The sequence below is a fragment of the Nocardia sp. NPDC005998 genome (assembly GCF_040614395.1).
In the GTDB taxonomy this organism is placed as follows: domain Bacteria; phylum Actinomycetota; class Actinomycetes; order Mycobacteriales; family Mycobacteriaceae; genus Nocardia.
This window is the reverse complement of sequence record NZ_JBEXUI010000024.1, coordinates 67272-87281: the sequence shown is the minus strand read 5'-3', so window position 1 is coordinate 87281 and position 20010 is coordinate 67272. Positions and strand designations below refer to the sequence as shown.

The 20010-nt window shown below is 65.8% G+C and carries 16 protein-coding genes; 5 read left to right on the top strand and 11 right to left on the bottom strand.

Features of this window, described 5'->3' with window-relative positions; genetic code table 11:
• Positions 1 to 6 precede the first annotated feature (6 nt).
• Together ABZ293_RS27575 and ABZ293_RS27570 are read right to left on the bottom strand one after the other, a co-directional pair.
• The gene (locus tag ABZ293_RS27575; RefSeq protein ID WP_355185279.1) at positions 7 to 285 is read right to left on the bottom strand and encodes an acyl carrier protein; all 279 of its coding nucleotides are present in this window, start codon (positions 283 to 285) and stop codon (positions 7 to 9) included.
• A gap of 52 nt (positions 286 to 337) precedes the next feature.
• The gene (locus tag ABZ293_RS27570; protein WP_355185277.1) at positions 338 to 1639 is read right to left on the bottom strand and encodes an FAD-dependent oxidoreductase; all 1302 of its coding nucleotides are present in this window, start codon (positions 1637 to 1639) and stop codon (positions 338 to 340) included.
• A 413-nt stretch (positions 1640 to 2052) separates the two neighbouring features.
• Here ABZ293_RS27570 and ABZ293_RS27565 point away from each other — a divergent pair, with 413 nt between their 5' ends.
• Complete coding sequence (locus ABZ293_RS27565; protein ID WP_355185275.1) at positions 2053 to 2871, top strand: UbiA family prenyltransferase; 819 nt, start codon at positions 2053 to 2055, stop codon at positions 2869 to 2871.
• Between the two features lie 93 nt (positions 2872 to 2964).
• On the opposite strand, the gene ABZ293_RS27560 is transcribed toward ABZ293_RS27565, so the two are convergent.
• Positions 2965 to 3510 carry a TetR/AcrR family transcriptional regulator gene (locus ABZ293_RS27560; protein ID WP_355185273.1) on the bottom strand — a complete coding sequence of 182 codons (546 nt, stop codon included), beginning with the start codon at positions 3508 to 3510 and terminating at the stop codon, positions 2965 to 2967.
• A gap of 241 nt (positions 3511 to 3751) precedes the next feature.
• Between ABZ293_RS27560 and ABZ293_RS27555 the strand changes: the two genes are divergently transcribed.
• From ABZ293_RS27555 to ABZ293_RS27545, 3 genes are all read left to right on the top strand, one after another.
• Positions 3752 to 4414: an ATP-binding cassette domain-containing protein gene (locus ABZ293_RS27555; RefSeq protein ID WP_355185271.1), complete on the top strand. Its 663-nt coding sequence runs from the start codon at positions 3752 to 3754 to the stop codon at positions 4412 to 4414.
• Between the two features lie 107 nt (positions 4415 to 4521).
• Positions 4522 to 5181: a CatB-related O-acetyltransferase gene (locus ABZ293_RS27550; RefSeq protein WP_355185269.1), complete on the top strand. Its 660-nt coding sequence runs from the start codon at positions 4522 to 4524 to the stop codon at positions 5179 to 5181.
• Between the two features lie 11 nt (positions 5182 to 5192).
• On the top strand, positions 5193 to 6368 hold the full coding sequence (locus tag ABZ293_RS27545) for a macrolide family glycosyltransferase (RefSeq protein ID WP_355185267.1): 1176 nt from the start codon (positions 5193 to 5195) through the stop codon (positions 6366 to 6368).
• 149 nt (positions 6369 to 6517) lie between these two features.
• On the opposite strand, the gene ABZ293_RS27540 is transcribed toward ABZ293_RS27545, so the two are convergent.
• The 8 genes from ABZ293_RS27540 to ABZ293_RS27505 form a co-directional block, all read right to left on the bottom strand.
• Complete coding sequence (locus tag ABZ293_RS27540; protein WP_355185265.1) at positions 6518 to 7582, bottom strand: ATP-binding protein; 1065 nt, start codon at positions 7580 to 7582, stop codon at positions 6518 to 6520.
• 403 nt (positions 7583 to 7985) lie between these two features.
• A complete protein-coding gene (locus ABZ293_RS27535) occupies positions 7986 to 13481 on the bottom strand; it encodes a biotin carboxylase N-terminal domain-containing protein (protein ID WP_355185263.1) in 5496 nt (1831 codons plus the stop codon).
• A 528-nt stretch (positions 13482 to 14009) separates the two neighbouring features.
• Positions 14010 to 14948 carry a PHB depolymerase family esterase gene (locus tag ABZ293_RS27530; protein ID WP_355185332.1) on the bottom strand — a complete coding sequence of 313 codons (939 nt, stop codon included), beginning with the start codon at positions 14946 to 14948 and terminating at the stop codon, positions 14010 to 14012.
• Positions 14839 to 15735, bottom strand: coding sequence for an alpha/beta fold hydrolase (locus ABZ293_RS27525; RefSeq protein ID WP_355185261.1), 897 nt, complete (start codon positions 15733 to 15735; stop codon positions 14839 to 14841). The genes ABZ293_RS27530 and ABZ293_RS27525 overlap by 110 nt, the downstream gene beginning before the upstream one ends.
• A 35-nt stretch (positions 15736 to 15770) precedes the next feature.
• Entirely contained in the window at positions 15771 to 16274 is a 504-nt protein-coding gene (locus ABZ293_RS27520) for a DUF2505 domain-containing protein (protein ID WP_355185259.1), read from the bottom strand.
• 40 nt (positions 16275 to 16314) lie between these two features.
• Entirely contained in the window at positions 16315 to 16704 is a 390-nt protein-coding gene (locus tag ABZ293_RS27515) for a hypothetical protein (protein ID WP_355185258.1), read from the bottom strand.
• A 249-nt stretch (positions 16705 to 16953) separates the two neighbouring features.
• Positions 16954 to 17481, bottom strand: coding sequence for a TetR/AcrR family transcriptional regulator (locus ABZ293_RS27510; RefSeq protein ID WP_355185256.1), 528 nt, complete (start codon positions 17479 to 17481; stop codon positions 16954 to 16956).
• A 195-nt stretch (positions 17482 to 17676) separates the two neighbouring features.
• The gene (locus ABZ293_RS27505; protein WP_355185254.1) at positions 17677 to 18333 is read right to left on the bottom strand and encodes a response regulator transcription factor; all 657 of its coding nucleotides are present in this window, start codon (positions 18331 to 18333) and stop codon (positions 17677 to 17679) included.
• Between the two features lie 668 nt (positions 18334 to 19001).
• On the opposite strand from ABZ293_RS27505, the gene ABZ293_RS27500 reads away from it, so the two are divergent.
• Entirely contained in the window at positions 19002 to 20006 is a 1005-nt protein-coding gene (locus tag ABZ293_RS27500; protein ID WP_355185252.1) for an ABC transporter substrate-binding protein, read from the top strand.
• Positions 20007 to 20010 lie beyond the last annotated feature (4 nt).

The window sequence follows — 20010 nt, the reverse complement described above, 5'->3', positions numbered from 1 at the left end:
CGACACTTAGGCCGCGAGCCGGTCCTTCTCGGCGACGATGTACTTGGCCAGTTCGGCGATGGTCGGGTGGTACCAGAGCGCGGTGGTCTCCAGCTCGAACCCCAACCAGGACTCCAGCTCACCCGCGAGCACCAGCGCCTCGGTGGAGTCGAGGCCGAAGCTGTCGAAGAAGTCGTCCACCGAAACCTCTGCCGGCTCGACGGACAGCTTGTAGGCGATCTTCTCCCGCAGCCAGTTCTCCACTTCCTCGACGGAAAGCGATGCGGTGGTGGCCTGCTCGGTCATGGGAAACACACTCCTGATGCGGTAACAGCGAATTGATCTGATGAGGGAGAACTCATTGAGCGGGCGCGGCGGACAGGCTGCGCACCACCGCGTCGGCCGCGGCAGCGCCGGAATCGAATCCGGATTCGTGGTTGCCGACGATATCGATGCCCATCTTGCGCGAATGGAAATACGAGCCCGCGAATTTGACCCGAGAGCTGCCCTCATTGATGGTGTGCAGCACCGGACGCAATTGCCGGGCCTCGTAGGTGAAAATCGGGTGGCGGTAGGCCAACTCGCGGATCACCCGGTCCGGGTCGATGTCGACGCCGCAGTCCAGGGTGAGGAAGTAGTCGGTCTCGCTGGTGAAGCACTGCAGTTCGTTGAGGTAATAGACGACCCAGGACCGCATATCGTCGAGCCCGCCCGAGCGCACATAGTTCCAACTGCGCCAGATCGAACGGTCGCCGGACATGCAGACCGGATCGGTGTGCAGGGTGGCGCGAGTGTCGTTGTAGGACAGGGCTTCCAGCATGCGCTGTGCTGCGGTGGGCGCGGCGAGCATGGCCAGCGCGTCATCGGCGTGCGCCGCGATGATCACCTCGTCGAAGCGCCGTGGGCCCACAGCGGTGTAGACGGTGACTCCGGTTTCGTCCTCGTCGACCCGATCGACGGCGGTGCCGAGCCGGATCTCCTGCCCGGCCGCACCCAGGTGCTCCAGCGTCGCGCGCACATAGTTGATACTGCCGCCGGTGACCGTATTCCACGGGGCGGTGCGCCCGCCCAGGCCCTCGCGGCCGTGCCCGAGAAAGAACGCGATAATGGTTGCCGCGGGCATTTCCCAGATGCGATCTGCCGGTACCGACCAGGCGGCGGTGGCGATCAGCACAATGAATCCGTAGCGAAAGTCCTGGCTGTAGCCGTTGGCGTCCAAATATTCACCCATCGGCATCTCGGCCTGCTTGCGGATGAAATGCTTGGGCGATTCCCGGTAGAACCGCTCCGCCTCGGCCCACATCGGCACGAATTCCGGTCCGTACTTCGCCCTGATCTCGTCTTCGGGGAGTACGAAATCCTCCGAGACGAAGCCGAGTCCGGTGTCGGCATGGTAAAAGCTGAAGGTGCCGGGATGCGATTGCGTCGGCACGCCCAGATCGGCGAAGAATTGCGTCAACCGCTGGTAGTGCGCCTCGTTGTAGACGATAAATGCGGTATCCAGTCCGAGGATCCGACCACTATCGTTCACTTCGATAGAGTTGGCGTGACCACCGGCGTTCGCTTCCTTTTCGAACAGGGTCACTTCGGCCCGTCCACGCAGGTGGTAGGCGGCGGACAGACCGGCGATACCACCACCGATCACGGCCACTGCGGACATACTGCCCCCAATTCATCAGCAAATGTCAGTAATTCGATCCCGAGGCCACTCCGACGCGGGATCGAAACTGACGATATCCGTTCGTTACCAGCACCCCAAGGGACACTTTGGGAACATCGGAGCATGTATCAAAAGAGGTACGTGCCGCCATTACCTGGTCCTTTCCAGCGATTTTCAGCGCCATCGGAACTCTCCCCCAACTCTCCGTTAATTCGCCCCGAACGATCAGGAACCGATCCCCTGAATTAATCGGAAGATAAGTGTGGACCGCGCTCGGGCGCTCGCGTTAGCGTTTGTCCATGGCCACCGCCGCAACGCAACAGGCACACCGGATACGCGCAGTAACGGAAATAATGGCCGCCTATCATCGACTCCGAATGTGTTTCCTGGAAGCGCGCCCCATGGTTCAGCTGATGTTCGTGCTGCGTTTCCTGGCCGCATCCGCAATCGCCGCGGAATACGGTATGGGACACCGGGAATTCGCCATCCGAAGTTATGGCTGCGCACTGCTGTCCTGGTTCTTCGCGACGGTCTGCATCTATCTCGCCAACGGCATTGCCGACGGTGCGAACGACCGGATCAACGGCGTCGGCCGCCCGATCGGGCGCGGCGACCTGATGCCCGCACAGGCACTGCCGGTCGCGATCGGCGCTGCGGTCGGCGCCCTGCTGCTCGGCGTACTCGCGGGTCCGATCCCGACCCTGCTCGTATGCGCATTCCTGGCCGTCGGCTATGCCTACTCGGCGCCACCGTTCCAACTGCGCCGCGGCTGGCTGGGTTCGACTTCGGTGGTGGTCGCCGGTGGTCTGCTCACCTACGCGGCCGGGGCGGTGGCGGTCGGCGCGCGACCGACGCCCACGCTGGTCGCCTTCGCCATCGCAATGTCATTGTGGATGGGCTGTATCGGCGCGGTGACCAAGGACTTCTCCGATGTGCACGGTGACCGCGGCACGCGCCCGCGGACCCTCATCGCGCTGGTGGCCGAGTGGCCGCTGCGCCGCTGCGTCGCCGCGCTCGCGACCCTGATCGCGCTCGGCATTCTGTTTGCCGCACAACAGATTCCCGGCCTCGTTCCGACCTGCGCCTGCCTGCTTCCCGGCGCGGTGGTGGTCGGCTATCTCACCCTCACCACCCGCTACCACCATCCCCGCCGACGCAGCCGCCGCCCCTACCACGCCTTCATGGCCACCCAGTTCGCCGCCAACGCCGCAATGGGTTTGAGCGGCCTGTAACCGGGGGTCGATTGTCAGGGCAGGCTGGGTATCGCGGGCCGGTTCTGGGAGTGCCTCCGGCTGTTGGGAATCGCAGTAGGTGACGTGGGCCCGCTATGTGCGGGTCGACGCGAAGGCACCCGAGCTTGCGGCGAGCGTAGCGGTGACGGCCGCGCGGTCGGGGAGGTGCGGGTCGGGCGGGGTGCGCAGCAGAACCAGTTGATGATAGAGCGGTGCGGTAGCGGCGATCAGCAGGGCGCGCGCGTCGACGTCGGGTGGGAGCTCTCCGCGCCGGACCGCCCGCTCGACGATGATCTCGGACTGTCCGTAGCGGTCCTCCCATAGACGCCGCAGGGCTCGGGCCGCCTCCTCCGATCGGAACGAGACCGCGATCAATGCCACAGCGATCGACGATTCGTCGGTCAAGGAATCTTGGATCTCGTAGTTCAGTGCCGCGAGATCGCCACGCAGAGAGCCGGTGTCGCGGGGGTGCCACGGCTGATGACCGGCCGCGTCGAAAACGTCGGCAAGCAGGCCGCCGACATCATGCCAGCGGCGATACACCGTTGCGCGGTGCACGCCCGCGCGGGCGGCGACGGCATCGATGCTCAGCGCGTCGTAACCGTGCTGGGTCAGCACCGCGCTGACTGCCGCGAGCACTTGGGCTCGGATGCGGGCGGTTCGCCCACCTGGCCGGGGACGGGCTGTCGAGGCGGGCTCGGAAGCATCTGGAGCGGAACTCATCGTGGGAATCCGATTGCTTGACGGGAGGGGACCTCGAGGATATCTTAGTGCGACAGTTGTCGCGCTAAGTAAAGGTCTTCGATGCTCTTGCGAAGTGTTCACCCGGCCCTGCGGTCTCCGCTGACCGCGCCATCCTCGAACGCTTCGGAGTGTGCCCGTGTCACCCCAGATCACCGCGCTAGCGGTCAGCAAGTCCTGCGACGGCAAGCTTGTTCTCGATGAGGTGACGTGTGTGCTCGCCGCGGGCGAGCACACCGGGATCGTCGGTGAGAACGGGTCCGCTAAAACCACTCTGCTGCGCCTGTTCGCCTGGCAGGAGCAGCCCGATCACGGTGAGATCGTCGTTCAGGCCGAGAGCGGTGCCGGCTACCTCACTCAGGAAGAGCAGCTCCCGCCGCACTTGACGGTGCAGCAGGTCATCGACCGAGCCCTGGCCGAACTGCGGTCGATCGAGGAGCGGATGCGCCGCCTCGAAGCCGCAATGGCCGCCGGTGACGAATCCGGCATGGCCGAATACGGTCAGCTGGCAACCGTTTTCGAGCTACGCGGCGGCTACGACGCGCACGCGCGAGTGGAGCGGGCTCTGCACGGCCTGGGATTGAGCCTGGTGAACCGCGACCGCACGGTCGGCGAGTTGTCCGGCGGCGAACAAGTACTGATCACCGGGCAGCGGCAGCGTCTCGCCTTGGCGCGGTCGGTCAGCGAGCCCGTCCACGTGCTGCTGCTCGATGAACCCACCAACCACCGTCTCCAGCACTGGTCGAGGTGTTGGAAACGCCCTGGCCGAGTACCACGGCGCCCTCGTAATCGTCAGCCATGACCGTCGGCTGCGCGCCCGCTGGCGCGGCGCTCATATCGGTTTGCGCGCGTTGGCATCCGCCTGACCTCGCCGAACCCAGATCACCCACGCACCGAAGGAGTTTCGCTGTGCCCACCGATCCCTCCCCGATCCCGGCCGACCCAGCCGTTCTGCACCCCATGCCCGGCCAGCCGCGCGTGGTGCTGTTGAAGCCGCTCGTCACCTCGCCCCTGATCGAGGTCGGCGAGTACTCCTACTACGACGATCCGGAAGATCCGACCGCGTTCGAAAACCGCAATGTGCTGTACCACTACGGGCCGGAGAAACTGACCATCGGAAAGTTCTGCGCACTGGGCACCGGAGTGCGGTTCATCATGAACGGGGCCAATCACCGTATGGACGGCCCCTCGACCTTCCCCTTCCCGACCATGGGCGGCTCGTGGTCGAACCACTTCGACCTGCTCACCGGGTTGCCGAACCGAGGCGACACTGTCGTCGGCAACGATGTCTGGTTCGGTCACGGCGTGACGGTGATGCCCGGCGTGCGGATCGGCCACGGCGCGATCATCGGCACCGGCTCCGTGGTCACCAGCGACGTGCCCGACTACGGCATCGTCGGTGGCAATCCGGCCCGCCTCATCCGTACCCGCTACGGCGACGAGGACGTCGCACGGCTGCTGGCGGTGGCCTGGTGGAACTGGCCCGTCGAGCACATCACCGAACACGTACGCACGATCATGTCGGGCAGCATCGCCGCCCTCGAAGCCGCCGCCGGAGACTTGAAATGAGGGATACTGCAATGCCTTTCCGTCCTATCCATATCGCGATGGCCGGCGTCCCCCTGGTGAGTCATGTCCTGCCGAGTCTGGAGATCATCCGTGAGCTGGTCGCCCGCGGCCATCGCGTCACCTACGCCAACGACCCCGCCGTAGCCGACCTGATCACCGGCACCGGCGCCGAACTGCTCCCGTGTACCTCCACATTGCCTGTCGCAGCGAACAATTGGCCCGACGACCCGATCGCGGCGATGAGCCTGTTTCTCGACAACGCCGTTCAAGCCCTGCCGCAGCTACACGCGGCCTACGACCACGACCCCGCGGACCTCTACCTGTACGACATCGGTGCCTACGCCGCACGGGCCCTCGCCGAAGCACAGCATCGCCCGATAGTCCAGCTGTCGCCCACGTTCGTGGCCTGGAAAGGCTACGAACTGGAGGTAGCAGAACAACTCCGGCAGCTGCCCGGCGCCGACACCTACCGAGCGAGGTTCGCGCAGTGGCTTACCGACTGCGGTGCGGCGACGACCGACGTCGACGCATTCTCCGGCCTGCCGGACCGGGCGCTGGCCCTGATACCCCGGGCGATGCAACCGCACGCCGAACACGTCGACACCGCTGCAGTGACCTTCGTGGGACCGTGCTTCGACACACGTGGCGACGCCGAGGTCTGGGTCCGACCAGACGATGCGGAAAAGGTGCTCCTGATCTCCCTGGGCTCGGCCTACACTCGCCAACCGGAGTTCTATCGCCAGTGCCTACGGGCCTATGGCGACCTGCCCGGCTGGCACGTTGTGCTGCAGATCGGCAAGTACACCGACCCGCGCGAACTCGGCCACATCCCTGCCAATGTCGAAGTGCGCTCCTGGGTCCCGCAGCGGGCGATCCTGGAACAGGTGGATGCCTTCGTCACCCACGCCGGCATGGGCGGCTGCAGCGAGGGACTGATGGCAGGTGTCCCGATGATCGCCGTGCCGCAGGCAGCCGAGCAGTTCATGAATGCCGACCGGCTCGTTGAACTGGGGGTGGCCCGCCGCATCGACACCCCACAAGCGACTGCCCAGAATCTACGGGGTGCGCTGAACGACCTCATCACGGATCCGGAAGTGGCCCGCCGCTCAGCCCATTTGCGTGCCGCTACGCGAATCGAAGGCGGCACTATGCGAGCCGCTGACCTCGTCGAAAGCATTGCAGGGTAACGGCTCACGACCGTGGATCGCGACGATCGGTTCGTGTGGGAGGTACCTCGAATGGGACTGCCACCGGCACAGATCGACCTCGATCCCGATCAGGTCCGACAACCGGCCCACCGTCGCCACCATGCCCTCGGGGGTGGGCCGGGCATTGATCAGATCGCACAGGCCGCCAGTACCGGAATCCATACCCCGACCGTGGTGCCCCCGTGCTTGCGCGAGACCACGGTCACCGCGCCGGAAAGCAGTTCGGCGCGTTCACGCATGGAGTCCAGCCCGTTCGTGCGGTGCTCGGCCTTCGGGTCGAATCCGATACCGTCGTCGGCCACCGTCGCCCAGACCTCATGCGGCGCGATATCGACCGTCACCACCACCTGCTCGGCCGCCGCGTGCGCGAAGGCATTGCGCAAACCTTCCCGCAGGATCAGGAAGATCTCGTCGAGCACCAGCGAGTCGACCCAGGACTCCACCCCGTTGACCTGAATCCCGACCGCCGGCTCGGCCAGTCGCATCGCACCGACGAATGCGGCCAGCGCATCGCGCAGACTGCCCGTCCCATCATCGGCGCGCAGCCCGGTGGTGATGTACGAAAGTTCGTGCAGCGTATCGGTCAATGCCGCGATGGCGTCGGAGATGGTCGGGTCGCCCGCGGGCTGCGATGCGGCGCACAGTTCCAGCCGTCGCATCGCCACGCTGACGCTATTGCCGATCCGGTCGTGGATGTCGCGGGCGAGCATCCGCCGCTCGGCGTTGTTGACCATGCGCACCTGGTTGAGCAGGAACGAGTCGTAGCCCTTGGCCCCGGCCTCCAGCCGCGCGTATATCGCACGGTTCAGCGTGATTGCCGCTATCCCCAGGCGCCGCGTCGAATCCGGTAGCGGGGCAACGATTTCGGCCACCTCGGTGAGCACCAGTTCGGAGAGCACCCGGGCTGCGCGCACCGAGGCATCCGGCCGAATGCCCCGGTCACCACGGCGCTGAGCCATATCGGCGATGGTGTGCAGATGTCGGGCCACGATGCCGACCCGACCGGAGGCGAGCGCATCGGCACAGTCGGCGATGATGTGCTCGGCCTGGATCGAACATTCCCGCCAGGTGACCTCGTCGGCGACCAGCGCACTGTCGATCGCCGCCAGTTCCGCGCGATAGCGGTCGAGAATCAGCCGCTGTCTAGCGCGCAGGTCCGCGACCGCTGCGGACGGCCCCACCTCTGTTGTCATCGTGTCGATCTCCATCGACGGGCCGGACCAGCCCGTTCCCCTGACCTCGGCGCGGGCGGCACAACGCTGTGTCCCACGCACCCGGTCGTCCTGCTGTCGGGTCAACCGATGGGTTTTGCCGACCCATCAGAAGCGAACGCAGTGTCACATCCGGGGCCGACTCGACCACGGCGCAACACCATCCAAGTCGTGACCATTCTTATACGGTTGTGTTAACTCGGCTACTCGAAGAGTAACGCCCCCAATATTTTCCGGACCGCTATACCGCAAAATGTCCGCAACCGCACCGAACGGGGGAAATATCCCAAATTCCAGTTTGGATCAACCGACCAGTTTTTGAACCGAAGCCGCCGTCCCTACCTCCACTGAAACTGGTTACACCCCAATCTCATTCCTGCTCCGGCTAAAAGGGCGCATCCAGCATCCACTCGTCGATCGCGGTCGCGATCCGCAGGCGCAGCTCACTCGCGGCGACCACGGAATCCACCGACCCGACTCCCACCGCGCGCTCGATACTGTGCACCGCATCGAATTCCGCAGCGAGCGTTGCCAGCTGCTCGGCGCGCACCGCCGTACGCTGGTCCACCAATTCGGCGGCCAGTTTGGGTCGCTCGGACAGATCGGCACGAGCCAGTCGGTGTTCCAGGTCGCGGACGCGAGCGTCGGCGACGGTGCGTGCGTCCACCGTGCGCGCGAACACCACCGCCGCCGCCGGAGCCCCGCCGATCACCGAGGCGAACGATCCCTCGACCGCGAGCACCGTCATATTCGGATTCAGCGCCTTGGAGAAGACCACGAAGGCGCCGCCGTGGTAGCGGGAGATCACGCAGAAGACGATCTTGCCGTCGAAGTTCACCACCGCCCGGCCGATCTCGGCGCCGTACTCCAGCTGCAGCGTGCGCATGGATTCCGGCGATCCATCGAATCCGGACAGATTGGCGAGCACTACCAGCGGCCGATTGCCGCTGGCCGCATTGATTGCCCGCGCCACCTTCTTCGACGAACGCGGGAACAGCGTGCCCGCGGTGTAGGTGTCCGGGCCGTCCGCGGGCGGAAAACCATGTCGGACAACGGGCTTGGATTCGATCCCGATCAGGCAGACCGGCCAGCCGCCGATCCGGGCGTCGGCGACCACCGCGGTGTCCGCATCGGCCATATCGGCCCAGCGCTCCAGCAGCTGGTGGTCCTGGTCGGTGACCGCGCGCAACACCGCGCGGATGTCGAAGGGCTTCTTGCGATCGGGATTGACGGTGGCGGAGAAGATTTCACCGACCGTACGGAACTCCGCACCTGGATGCGGGAACGCGGTGATGTCACGCTCCACCGGGTCGGTGCTGGCGGCCCGGCGCGGCCCCGGCTCCCCCGGACCGCGGTAGCTGTGCGCGTAATGCGCCAGCAGCACATCGCGGGCCTGCGCTAAGTTCGCGGCCCAGTACTGCGCCTGCCCGTTCGGGCCCATCACCCGCGCGTAGCCGCCGATACCGAAGTTGTCCTCGGCCGACACCCCGCCGGAGAAGTCCAGCGACTGCTTGCCGGTGAGCACCATCGCGCCGTCCGGGATCATCACCAGGATGCCCTTGGTGTGCATCAACATGGTGGCCTCGGCGTTCCAGTACGGCTGCGCGCCCACATTGATACCGGCGACCACCACATTGATCTCGCCGCCGTCCTGGGTGAACGTGACGATGCGGCGCAGCGCGCGGGCGACCCAGTCCATATTCTCGGTGCCGGAGTCCAGCGAGATGCGCGCACCCGCCGAGAGCGCGAACCACTCCACCGGAACCGCAAGCCGCTGCGCGAGATCCAGCGCCGCGATGATCCGGGTGCATTCGGCCTCCGATACCGCGCCGAGCGCCTTGGTGGGATCGCCGAACAGGCTCACCCGGCACACGCCCTCCGGGTGCAGCGCGGTCGGCGTCGACACCACACCCACCACAATGCCCGCCGTATTGCGCCCGCGCGGTCGGTCCACCGGGACCGGCCGCGCCGAGGTGGACTCGGAGTCGAGATCGTATTCGGTGAAGGTGCCGACCGCACCGGTGAGCAGCGGGATCAGCTCGTACGGGTACACGGTGCCGCGCCGCCGCGCCCGCACCACCTTCTGGTCGTAGTCGTCGAGCGGTTCGAGCGCGACCTGCGGAGGTCCCTCGATGGTCACCTGCGCGCTGGAACCGGGCTCATAGCGCAGTCGGGTGACCGATTCCCGGAAAGTTCCCTCCCGGGTGGCCAGGCGCGCCTGGACCAGCACTTCCTGCACACCGGCCTCGGTGAATTCCGGTGCCACGCAACGCTGCCAGGCCGCGAACTCCGCCAGGTCGACCTCGATACCCGGCCGGATGTCCAGCCAGATGTGGTTCATATCCAACCAGGCCCCCGCCGGGTCCAGATCGTGGCGAGCCCGTCCGATCGCCTCGACGCATGCCGAGAGCACCGTGTCGACATCACCGACCGCCGCGATCGCCCCCTGTTCGTCGCGGGTCAGCTCGAAGCGGCCGACCTGGGCCAGCGCCACCAGTCGCTGGTCGTCCGGGTTGTCCTTGGCCACACAGTGATACAGCAGAATCGCTTCGGGAGTATGGATCCGCGACAGGTGGAAGTGCCGCAGCCGCCACAGCGACAGCCGCCGCCCGACCAGCGGGTGGACCCCGCGCACCAGCCGGTCCTCGACCAGATCCGACTCGGCCCGGCGGAAGGTGTAGAACTCCACTTCCGGTCCGGCCACGGCCACCACGATCCGGCGCGCCTGTTCGGACAGCCGGGCCGCGATCAAACCGCGGCACAGCGCCTCGGCGCGTTCGTCGGGTGAGGCGGGTGCGTCCGGCCAGACCAGGTGCAGGTCGGCCACGGCCACCTGACCGACCGGGACCGCGAGCAGTTCGGCGCGCAAGGCCGCCACCAGTGCGGTGTCCGGCTGATCGGCGTATTCCGGCAGCTCGGCGAAGGTGCCAACGGTGGCGACGGCGGTCGTCGGCACGGCATGGGCCGGATGCAGTTCCAGCCGGTAGTCACAGACCACGAACGGACGACCCGCGATATCGAAGGCACGCAATGTGTGCAGATGCTGTTCGCCGTAATGCCAGCGGCCCAACACCTCGAGCATGGGTTCGCGCGGTGCGAAGCGGCCGTCCGGACCGGCGAGCAGACGCTCTGCGAGGAATTCGTACAGCGGTTCCGGAATATCGACCAGCGCGGCGATCCGACGCGACCGCTCCGGCGAATCCGGCGCCGCCGCGAGGGCGGCCAGTTCCTCCGACACCCCGGTCAGCATGGCGGTACGGGCGGCATCGGTCGCCGGGCGCATGAACCACGCAAAGGCGACACTGCGGGCCAGATCGGCGACCGCGGGGAAGCGCGAGCGGGACATCCGGATCACCCGCTCCAAGATCTCGCGGGTGCGCGGGTGGTGCGCCACCGGCGGCGGATCCGCACCGATCCACAGCTTCAGCAGTTCGGTCACTACCCGGACACCCGCGGCAATCCGATTGGTGCCCAGGAAGATACGGAAGACGGCCGCTTCCAGTTCGGGGGTCCGATCCAGTTCCGCGACCCCGTAGTGGCCCAGTGCGCGCCCGAGCCCGCTGCGGAACTCGGCCGGAATCGCGCCCCGTTCGGTGTCGAGACTCTGCAGGTAGATATGCAGCTGCTCGCGCGGGCTGTCGGCGCCGCGGCCCGATGCCTCGGGGGAGGCCAATTCCGCGATATCGGCGAAGATTTCGGCCAACTCGACCTCGCCGACGAGCCAGTCGCCGTCGGCGACCGCCAGCGCGTCGCGATCGAGCAGATAGCGGGCCCAGGCGTCGGCCGATGCGGCGTCGAAGCCGAGCAGTTCCGCTCGCACGTCCGCCCGCGCGCGGCGCGCCCGATCTGCCGCGCTCGGCGGCTGTGCGGGCGACGGGATCATCAGATCGATCGACCGCGACGGCGCCACCCGAGTCGCACCACCCGCCGGTTCCACCCGTGCCAAGAGCTCCCCCGCCGCGACTTGGCTGCCGACGGCGACCAGCAGCTCCCGGAGCCGACCAGCGCAGGGTGCGGGCAGCACAGTTTCCAGCTTCATGCTCTCCAGCACCAGTACCGGTGCACCGCTTTGCACTTCGCCGCCGACCTCGACCGGGGTCGCGACCACCAGCGCGGGCGCGGGTGCGCGCAGCACACCACCCTCATCCCGACTCACCCGATGTGCGACGCCGTCGATCTCGACCAAATGGACCGCGCCGTGTGTGGCCGACACCAGACGGTAGCGCTGACCGGCCACGGTGAGCGCGGCCAGGTGCTCGTCGATCCGCTCGACAGCCGCCTCGAATTCCACGCGATCGGCGATACCGTCCTCGATCGCGACCCAGAATCGGCCGAATCCGTTCTTGGCCACCGTGACCCGGTACCCGCGCTCGCCGACACGCAGTTCGACGGCCCGACCGACCTCGTGCTGCACATGTGGGCGCCGCCCACGCCCACTTTCCCAGAGCCGCTCGCGAGCACCGTGTTCGGTGTCCTCGTAGCCATCGATCGCCGCGACCGCCAAGGCGAGGCCGAGGTGGTGCCGGGTGGCCAGCCCGCCCTCGGCCGATGCGCGGTCCACCCACCGGGTGTCGGCGGTACCGTCGATCACTTCCGGCGTATCGAGCAGCGTCAGCAGGAAGCTCTTATTGGTCGCGCCGCCCTCGATGACCACCGTCGTATCGGCCAGTGCCCGGCGCAGTCGCTGTAGCGCCTCGGTCCGATCCCGGCCGTAGGCGATGATCTTGGCGATCATGGAATCGAAGTCCGCCGGGATTTCATCGCCCTCGCCGACACCGGTGTCCACCCGGATACCCGGGCCGGTCGGCAAGCGCAGCAACGCGATTCGGCCCGGTGCCGGTGCGAAGTCACGGTCCGGATCCTCGGCGTTCAGCCTGGCCTCCACCGCGTGCCCGCGTTCGGCGGGCACCGGTCCGCTCAGCGGAATTCCGGCCGCCACCTGCAGCTGGGCCTTGACCAGATCGACACCGGTGGTGGCCTCGGTGATGGGGTGTTCGACCTGTAGCCGAGTGTTCACCTCCAGGAACGCGAAGAACCGTTCGCCCGGGTGATACAGGAATTCGACGGTGCAGGCCCCGCAGTAGCCGACCGAAAGTGCCAGCCGTCGCGCGGATTGCTTCAACTCCAGCGCCTGCTCGGCGGTGAGTACCGGCGAGGCCGACTCCTCGATGATCTTCTGGTTGCGCCGCTGCACCGAACAATCGCGCACGCCCAGCGCCCAGGCGCCGCCGTGCCCGTCGGCGATCACCTGCACCTCGACATGCCGTGCGCCGGTCACCTGACGTTCGAGGAACACCACACCGCTGCCGAAGGCCCGCTCGGCCTCCTCGCACGTGCGCTGGTAGGCCTCGCGCAAATCGGCCTCCGAGGCGACCACCCGGATGCCGCGTCCACCACCGCCCGCGGTCGCCTTCAACATCAGCGGGTAGCCGATGCGCTGCGCGGCTTCGATTGCGGCGTCCAGCGTTTCGACCGGACCGCCGCTCCACGGCGCGACCGGCACGCCCGCCTGCTCGGCCAGCAGCTTCGCGCCGATCTTGTCACCGAGCCTGCGCATCGCCTCGGCACTCGGCCCGATAAAGGTGACACCCACCCGCGCACACAGTTCGGCGAATTCCGGATCCTCGGCCACGAATCCCCAGCCGACCCAGGCCGCGTCCGCACCGGTTTCCCGTAAAGCGCGTTCCAGCAGCACCGGATTCAGATACGGGCGCGCACTCGCCGGTCCCAGGCAATACCGCCGATCGGCTTCCCGCACGAAGGTCGCATGACGTTCGCCATCGGTATATAGCGCGACAGTTTCGACCCCCAACTCCCTCGCCGCATGAATAAGCCTGCGGGCGGCCTCGCCGCGATTGACAATTGCGATCCGGGTGAACATCTGCTGCCTTCCGTGCCCGCCTGCCCGACCGATCATCGGCCCCTGTGCACTTACAACTGTGGCGGCAGATGCAACACCCGTCGAATCGAGCGAACGAAATAAGTAGCGGCAGTACCGATTTCCACCTATTCCGCCGCAGCTTCACAGGATCGGTGTCCCTCGTCGAGGCAGCCCAGCGGTTCCACCGGGTGATCGAGAAGCTGTCGATGGCAAACTCGCAGAAAACGAATATCGACTCCTTCGTTACCACTCGATGCCGTACGGCCAATTCCCTCACAGTCAGCTATAGCAGGCGCGATACGCTGAATTGTGAACCCCGCCAGCTTTCTTTGCGCACCATCCCGCGGTAGTCGGGCACAGATATCGCACGGTGCGAACCCCTCAGCGAGATGTCCGAGTGCACATATGCACAATCCGCAGCGAATGGCATCAGCATCTGCTCGTCCGCGATCGGCTGCGGCAATGGGATTGCGTGACATACCAGCAGCTCGCGCCCGCCCTGGTGGGCGACAAGCCGGTCGGCCCGAGTCAGCGGGCGTGGGCTGCGAAGAACTGCCAGCTCGCTTCTGAGGCGTCGAAGATATCGGTGGTCGGGCCGATGATGGCCTTGGGGAGGTACTGCAGGCCGCCGGGCCAGGTGTGTCCTCCGTTGTCGACCTGCATAAAGGTCACCTCGGTGCCGTCGGCACAGGCGGTGGCGGTGAGGCGGTGGACCTGGGTGGCGTCGTTGCCGATGGCCGGGAGCAGCTCTTCGGTCGGCGCTTGGCAGCGGTCCGCCTCGCGCCAGCGCGCCGCAGTCGTGAGGGCGGGCAGAATTGTCGACTGTCCGCCCCGGCCGGTCATGGTTCCGCCGGTAAAGGGCACGATCGGATCGGCGGTTCCGTGGGTTTCGAGTACGGAGACCGGACGCGTGGGCGCACAGTTGACGTTGGCACCCAGGGTGCCCGCGACCGGCGCGATGGCGGCGAATACATCGGCGCGATCACAGGCGAGTCGATCGGCCATGAACCCACCATTCGACATACCGGTGGCGAACACATGACCGCGGTCGATATCGAAGTCGCGGGCGAGTTTATCGACGAGCGCGACAAGGAAACCGACATCGTCGATGCCCCGACGGTCCGGCTCGGACGCACCCCGCCCATCGGCCCAATTATGTTCGATACCATCGGGATACACCACGATGAAGCCGTGCCGGTCCGCGACGGTGTCGTAGTGCGTGAGAGATTCCTGGCCGTGCCCGGTCGAACCACCGCCGTGCAGGTTGACCACCAGCCCAGCCGGATGGTCGGTTCCGGCGGGGATATGCAGGCCATAGGTTCGCACCAACCCGCCGAACGACAATTGCCCGAGCTGATCACCATCGGGGCCGGTTTCCGCGCGCGATATGTGATGCAGGCCCAAACCGGCCATGGCGCAGCTCATTAGGCAAACCATAACCGTCGTCAGCACCCTCGGACGGGGAATCCGGTTGAGCAGCCTTTCCGACACGAGGCAAAGATACCGCACGTTTGTGAACGTTGGTCGATGCCGAATCGGCCGCTCCGATACCGCTGTTGATCACCTGCGCGATCGCCGCAGGTTGGGCGTCCAAATAAAAATGCGAACCCGGGAAGATATGCAGATCGAACGATCCCGAGGTATGAGTGCGCCACCGCGCGAGCTGGTCCGGTGCGACCACCGGGTCGTCGGCCCCGGTCAGGCCGACCACCGGGCAGCGCAACGGATCACCGGGTGCGTAGACGTAGTTCTCGATCGCGAGGTAGTCGTTGCGAACTGCGGGCAGCACGGCGGCGGCGAGTGCCGAGTTGGTACGCAAGACGGCCACTGACGCGGGATCATTTGCCAAGCGCTCCAATTCGGCGATCAGCGTGGCATCGCCGGTGTCGGCCAGCCGATCGGCGGCGGGCTCGGACGGGGCCGTCCGACCGGATACGAACAGTGTGATCGTTGTTCGGCCGCGCGCCTCCAGCCGACGGGCGGTCTCGAAGGCAATGGTCGCCCCCATGCTGTGGCCGAACAATGCCAGCTCACCACCGAGCAGTGGCGCCAAGGCCATGGCGATATGGTCCGCGAGTTCGGTGAGGCATGGAATCAGCGCCTCGCCGATCCGGTCGCGGCGACCCGGATACTGCACGGCGTAGACGCCGACACCCTCGGTGATGTGGTTCGCCAGCTCGCGATAGCCTCCGGCGGCGCCGCCACCGGGCGGAAAGCACACCAGGGCCGGTTGCCCGGGCCGTCCAGGACGCATTCGTCTCATCCACACCGCGAACGGGTCACCGGCCATCACGCATGCTCCCGCCGCAGCCAGCGCTCGGTGAATGCATCCACCGCACCCGAGTCCTCGATGATGCCCTTCGCGAAGGCCCCCGCGATCAACCGGCCCGCCATCGGAATTCCGGAATCGACCGTCACCGAGTATTCCGAGACGCATCCATCCACGCCGTCGCGCAGCTCGCAGCTGCCCGCCATGGTGCCGACGCCAGCGATGCTGCCGCGTATTTCGGCCCGGGCCACCCCCGCCACCAGCGGTGACCAGCACTCGGCGTAGTCCAGCCGCAGCCCGGACGGCCAAACCCGCGCCAGCCGTGGCGGAATCTGGTCCGGGGCAACAGGTTTGGATACCGTGGCCACGAGCACGCCATCGGCATCACGATGGAGAGACAGTTCGGCATGCGGGCCGTCCAGTTCGGCCACGCGCGCGTGCCAGTACTCGGCACTGACCAGTGCCGCATGGAAAAGCACTGCGGGAAAAGAGAACTCACTGATCAAGCGAATCTTCTGCGGCATCACCACTCCTCGATCGGCTGGTCCGGCTGGCTGTCAGGGACTAGCGCGCGGAGATCCGGACTCGGGCATCGGCCCAGGACAGCGGTATGTCCCCGGTCGACGCGCTCGACTCGACGAAATTCGGATCGCCGATCCGACCGGCCATATCCGCCAGCATCTTCGCGTGGGTACCGCTGTGCGCGAAGTGGTCCATGGCCTGCTTGTCCGACCACGCGGACAGCGTCCAGAACGTCTTGGAGATCAGCTTCGCGTCCAGTGCGAATCCGACACATCCCGGTGCGGAAACCAGTTGGGTGCGAATCCGCATTGTCCAGTAGAGAAATCGGGGCACATCGATATAGTTCGTCAGCGGCAGCCGGGAGGTGAGCACGTGCAACTGGTCACCTTCCGCGGGCTTGTGCACCCCTGCGGTCCAGGGCAGAGCGGGCATGAAAATCTCCTTATATCAATGGGAAGGCGGCAAACGTCCTTCGGGCGGCCATCTAGGCCAGTGCGTATTTGTCGGCAAGGTATTCATTACGACCAGATTGTCGAGCGAAACCATGAAGATCGCGATGACGTTGACAGCGAGGTCCGCAACACGCGACGACAGCCCGTGTCCGTCATCGGCGAATTCCTTGTTCAATAATTTGGCTCAGAGCGCAATTCGATCGAGCGATGAACCACTCGGAATCTGGCGTTATTCTTCACTGTCCGGGTCCAGTAGTTCCAGTTCCAGCACACTCGTGACATTCAGCAGCATGCCCTGCGCCATGAAATCGAACGCACCCCCGGCATCGCTGCCGGACAGGTCCTGCACCACCTGGTACAGGCGGTGAAACCGTTCGCGGGCGAGGGCGCGGATCTCGTCGTCGAGAGCCGATGCCGCATACACCTGCAGTTGGAAGGTCAGCTGCTGACGATCACCCAGCAGCTCTATATAGGCGTCCGCCATCGCGTCCAGGCGGTCGTCTTGCACGCTTTTCGAGGCGGCCTCACGGAAGGCCTTCTCGACGGCATCGAATGCTCGATTCGCCGCGGCGAGAAAAATCTCCTTCTTGGTCTGGAACAAACGGAAGAGATAGGCCTGCGAAATTCCGGAATGCCGGGCGATCGACTCCGTTGTCGTCGCCGTGTAGCCACCGGCTGCGAATTCGGCTATGGCCGCAGCCAATACCTGTTCGCGTCGTGCGCTCGCCGACATTCGTACTCGAGCCGGTGAACTCATATCCCGAAGTTTAGTGATCACTCACCTACCTGATCAACCGGTGCGCCGGATAGTTCAGCGCGAGTTAACAGACCGGACACCAGAAGCGCCACGATCCCGCATCTATTGCATACTCACGCCGCGCTATCGCGACCCGCAGCAGGCGACCGCTACTCATGACAGATGGCCGCCGATCTCGGCGCGGCTGGCGGTTGATCACTCCGGCGGATACGGGACAATGAGCTTGGCCGCCGTCGCCCGGTTGACCATATCCAGTCTCGATACGGCGCCGAGCTTCTGGAAGATGTTGCGCAGGTGCCGCTTTACGGTGCCCTCGGTGATGCCGAGGGCATTCGCGATCTGCCGATTGCTCATGGCGCTCGCGACCCGTTCGACGACCTCCAACTCGCGCGCGGTGAGCGCCTGATCCGGCGAGGCGTCCCGGTTGCCGTCCGCGGATCGGCGATCCTCCTGCCAGGACACGTAGACGATCACCTCGCCATCGCTGTCCGCGGTGCGGATCGCCGACAGCAGCGTCTCCCGCCTCGCGCTCTTGTGCAGATAGCCAGCGATGCCGCACTCGACCAGTTCGCGGATCAACCCCATATCCTGGTGCACGCTGACGATCAACACCCGCGTGTCGGGACTCACCTCCCGCAGCCTGAGCAGTGTCGTCACGACGTCTTCCCCGGGGATCTCGACATCCAGGATCACGACATTCGGATATAGCTGCTCCGCCTGCTCGATGCCCGAACGGCCATCGGCAGCCTGGCCCACCACCGTGATATCGCTCTCACGATCCAGGATTTCGCACAGCGCGCCGCGCAGCATGTTGTGATCGTCGATCACCAGCACCGATATCATCGCGGTCATCACGCCTCATCGATCGATAGTTGTATCCACCACGCGACGCGTGTAATTGCCGCCCCGATTCCCTGGCAACCCTCGAGTTCTCCGACCACCAGCCCGCGGCGATGGCCGTCGGGTATGTGCCGGGCCGCCAGGCGGACGGGCACCACATCCGGCGGATCCTGCGTCATACACCGATCTCCCGGACGCCTGGATATCCAGCAATCGATCGGCTATTATTGCCGCGTCGAATCACCCAGTGCCAGCACCGCATTCGTGCCACGGTTGCCATGTCGGTTTTCCCCTTTGATACCCACCCATGGTGCCCCGGGCTATCCCTCGATGGATATCCTCAGGTGAACCGCACTGTACCCAAGGATCGCACGGTCATCGACCGGTCCACGGTCCGGTTCACCCGGGCGGACCTGATCGAAACGCACTGCAAAGTTTCTGGTCGATTGACCTATTTTCTTGCGGTTCAACATGCTTTAACCTCCGCCGTATCGAGTGCACTTCTGGAATCGCACCCACTTCTACCAGCCAACACACGTCATGACCTCACGGCAAAGCCGCGGTCTGCCAGTAAACTACTCATGAACACCGGAAAACCATTGCAGGAAAACAACTTCCGTTGTGACATCCACGAAAATTGAGTAGCGAACGGCGTGCTGCCCGCGGATACTCTGACAATCATGTTCAGCCGCGCCGGACTCGGAATACTGACATTCGGACTCACCTTCGCACTCGAACTCAGCGCATGTTCGTCGCAAGGGCAGACCGATGTCGCAACCAAGGGCGAAATCACAGCAACCCTGACGGATCCCGATCCGCAACCGATCGCATCCGACCCGCGGCCGAGCCTGCCCGTCACCGTCCGCGGTTTCGTCGGCACCGACGTGACGGTCTCCGACACCAGTCGCATCATTGCGGTAGACCGTTTCGGCACCCTGGCGCAGACGGTATACGCACTCGGCCTCGGCCCACATCTCGTCGGCCGCAGTACCGCCGCGAAGCTCCCGGCGATCATCGACCGCACCGATGTCACCCCCGGCGGTGAGGCCATGAGCGTCGAGGCCGTTCTGGCCTTGCACCCCACCGTCTTGCTGACCGATACCACCACCGGGACACCTGCGGTCTTCGAGCAGTTGCACGCCGCTGGCGTCCCGATCGTCGTCTTCGATCCGGCGCGCACGCTGACGGGGACCGGTCCGCAGATCCAGGCCGTCGCGGACGCTCTCGGCGTCCACGACCAGGGTGTCGCGCTCGCCCAGCGCACGACCGCGGAGATTGCCGCCGCGACCGCGGCCGTCCCGGCTGGAAAGCCCAAGCCGCGCATCGCATTCGTGTATCTGCGCGGCACCGCGCTCACCATGCTGGCCGGACCGGGCTCGGGCGCGGACGCACTGATCACCGGGTTGGGTGCGCAGGACGCGGGAACAGCGGCCGGGCTGACCGAGCCCTTCGTCACCATCACCAGCGAGGCGCTGATCGCGGCCCGCCCCGATATCCTCCTGGTCATGACCGATGGCCTCGCCTCGGTGGGCGGCCCGGCCAGCCTGCTCGCGCTGCCCGGCATCGGACAAACTCCAGCCGGGCGCGCCGATCGGATCATCGATATGTCCGACAGCGTCCTACTTTGCTTCGGCCCGAATACCGGACGAGTGATGACCGCACTGCTCCCGGCTATCTATCGCTGACCGA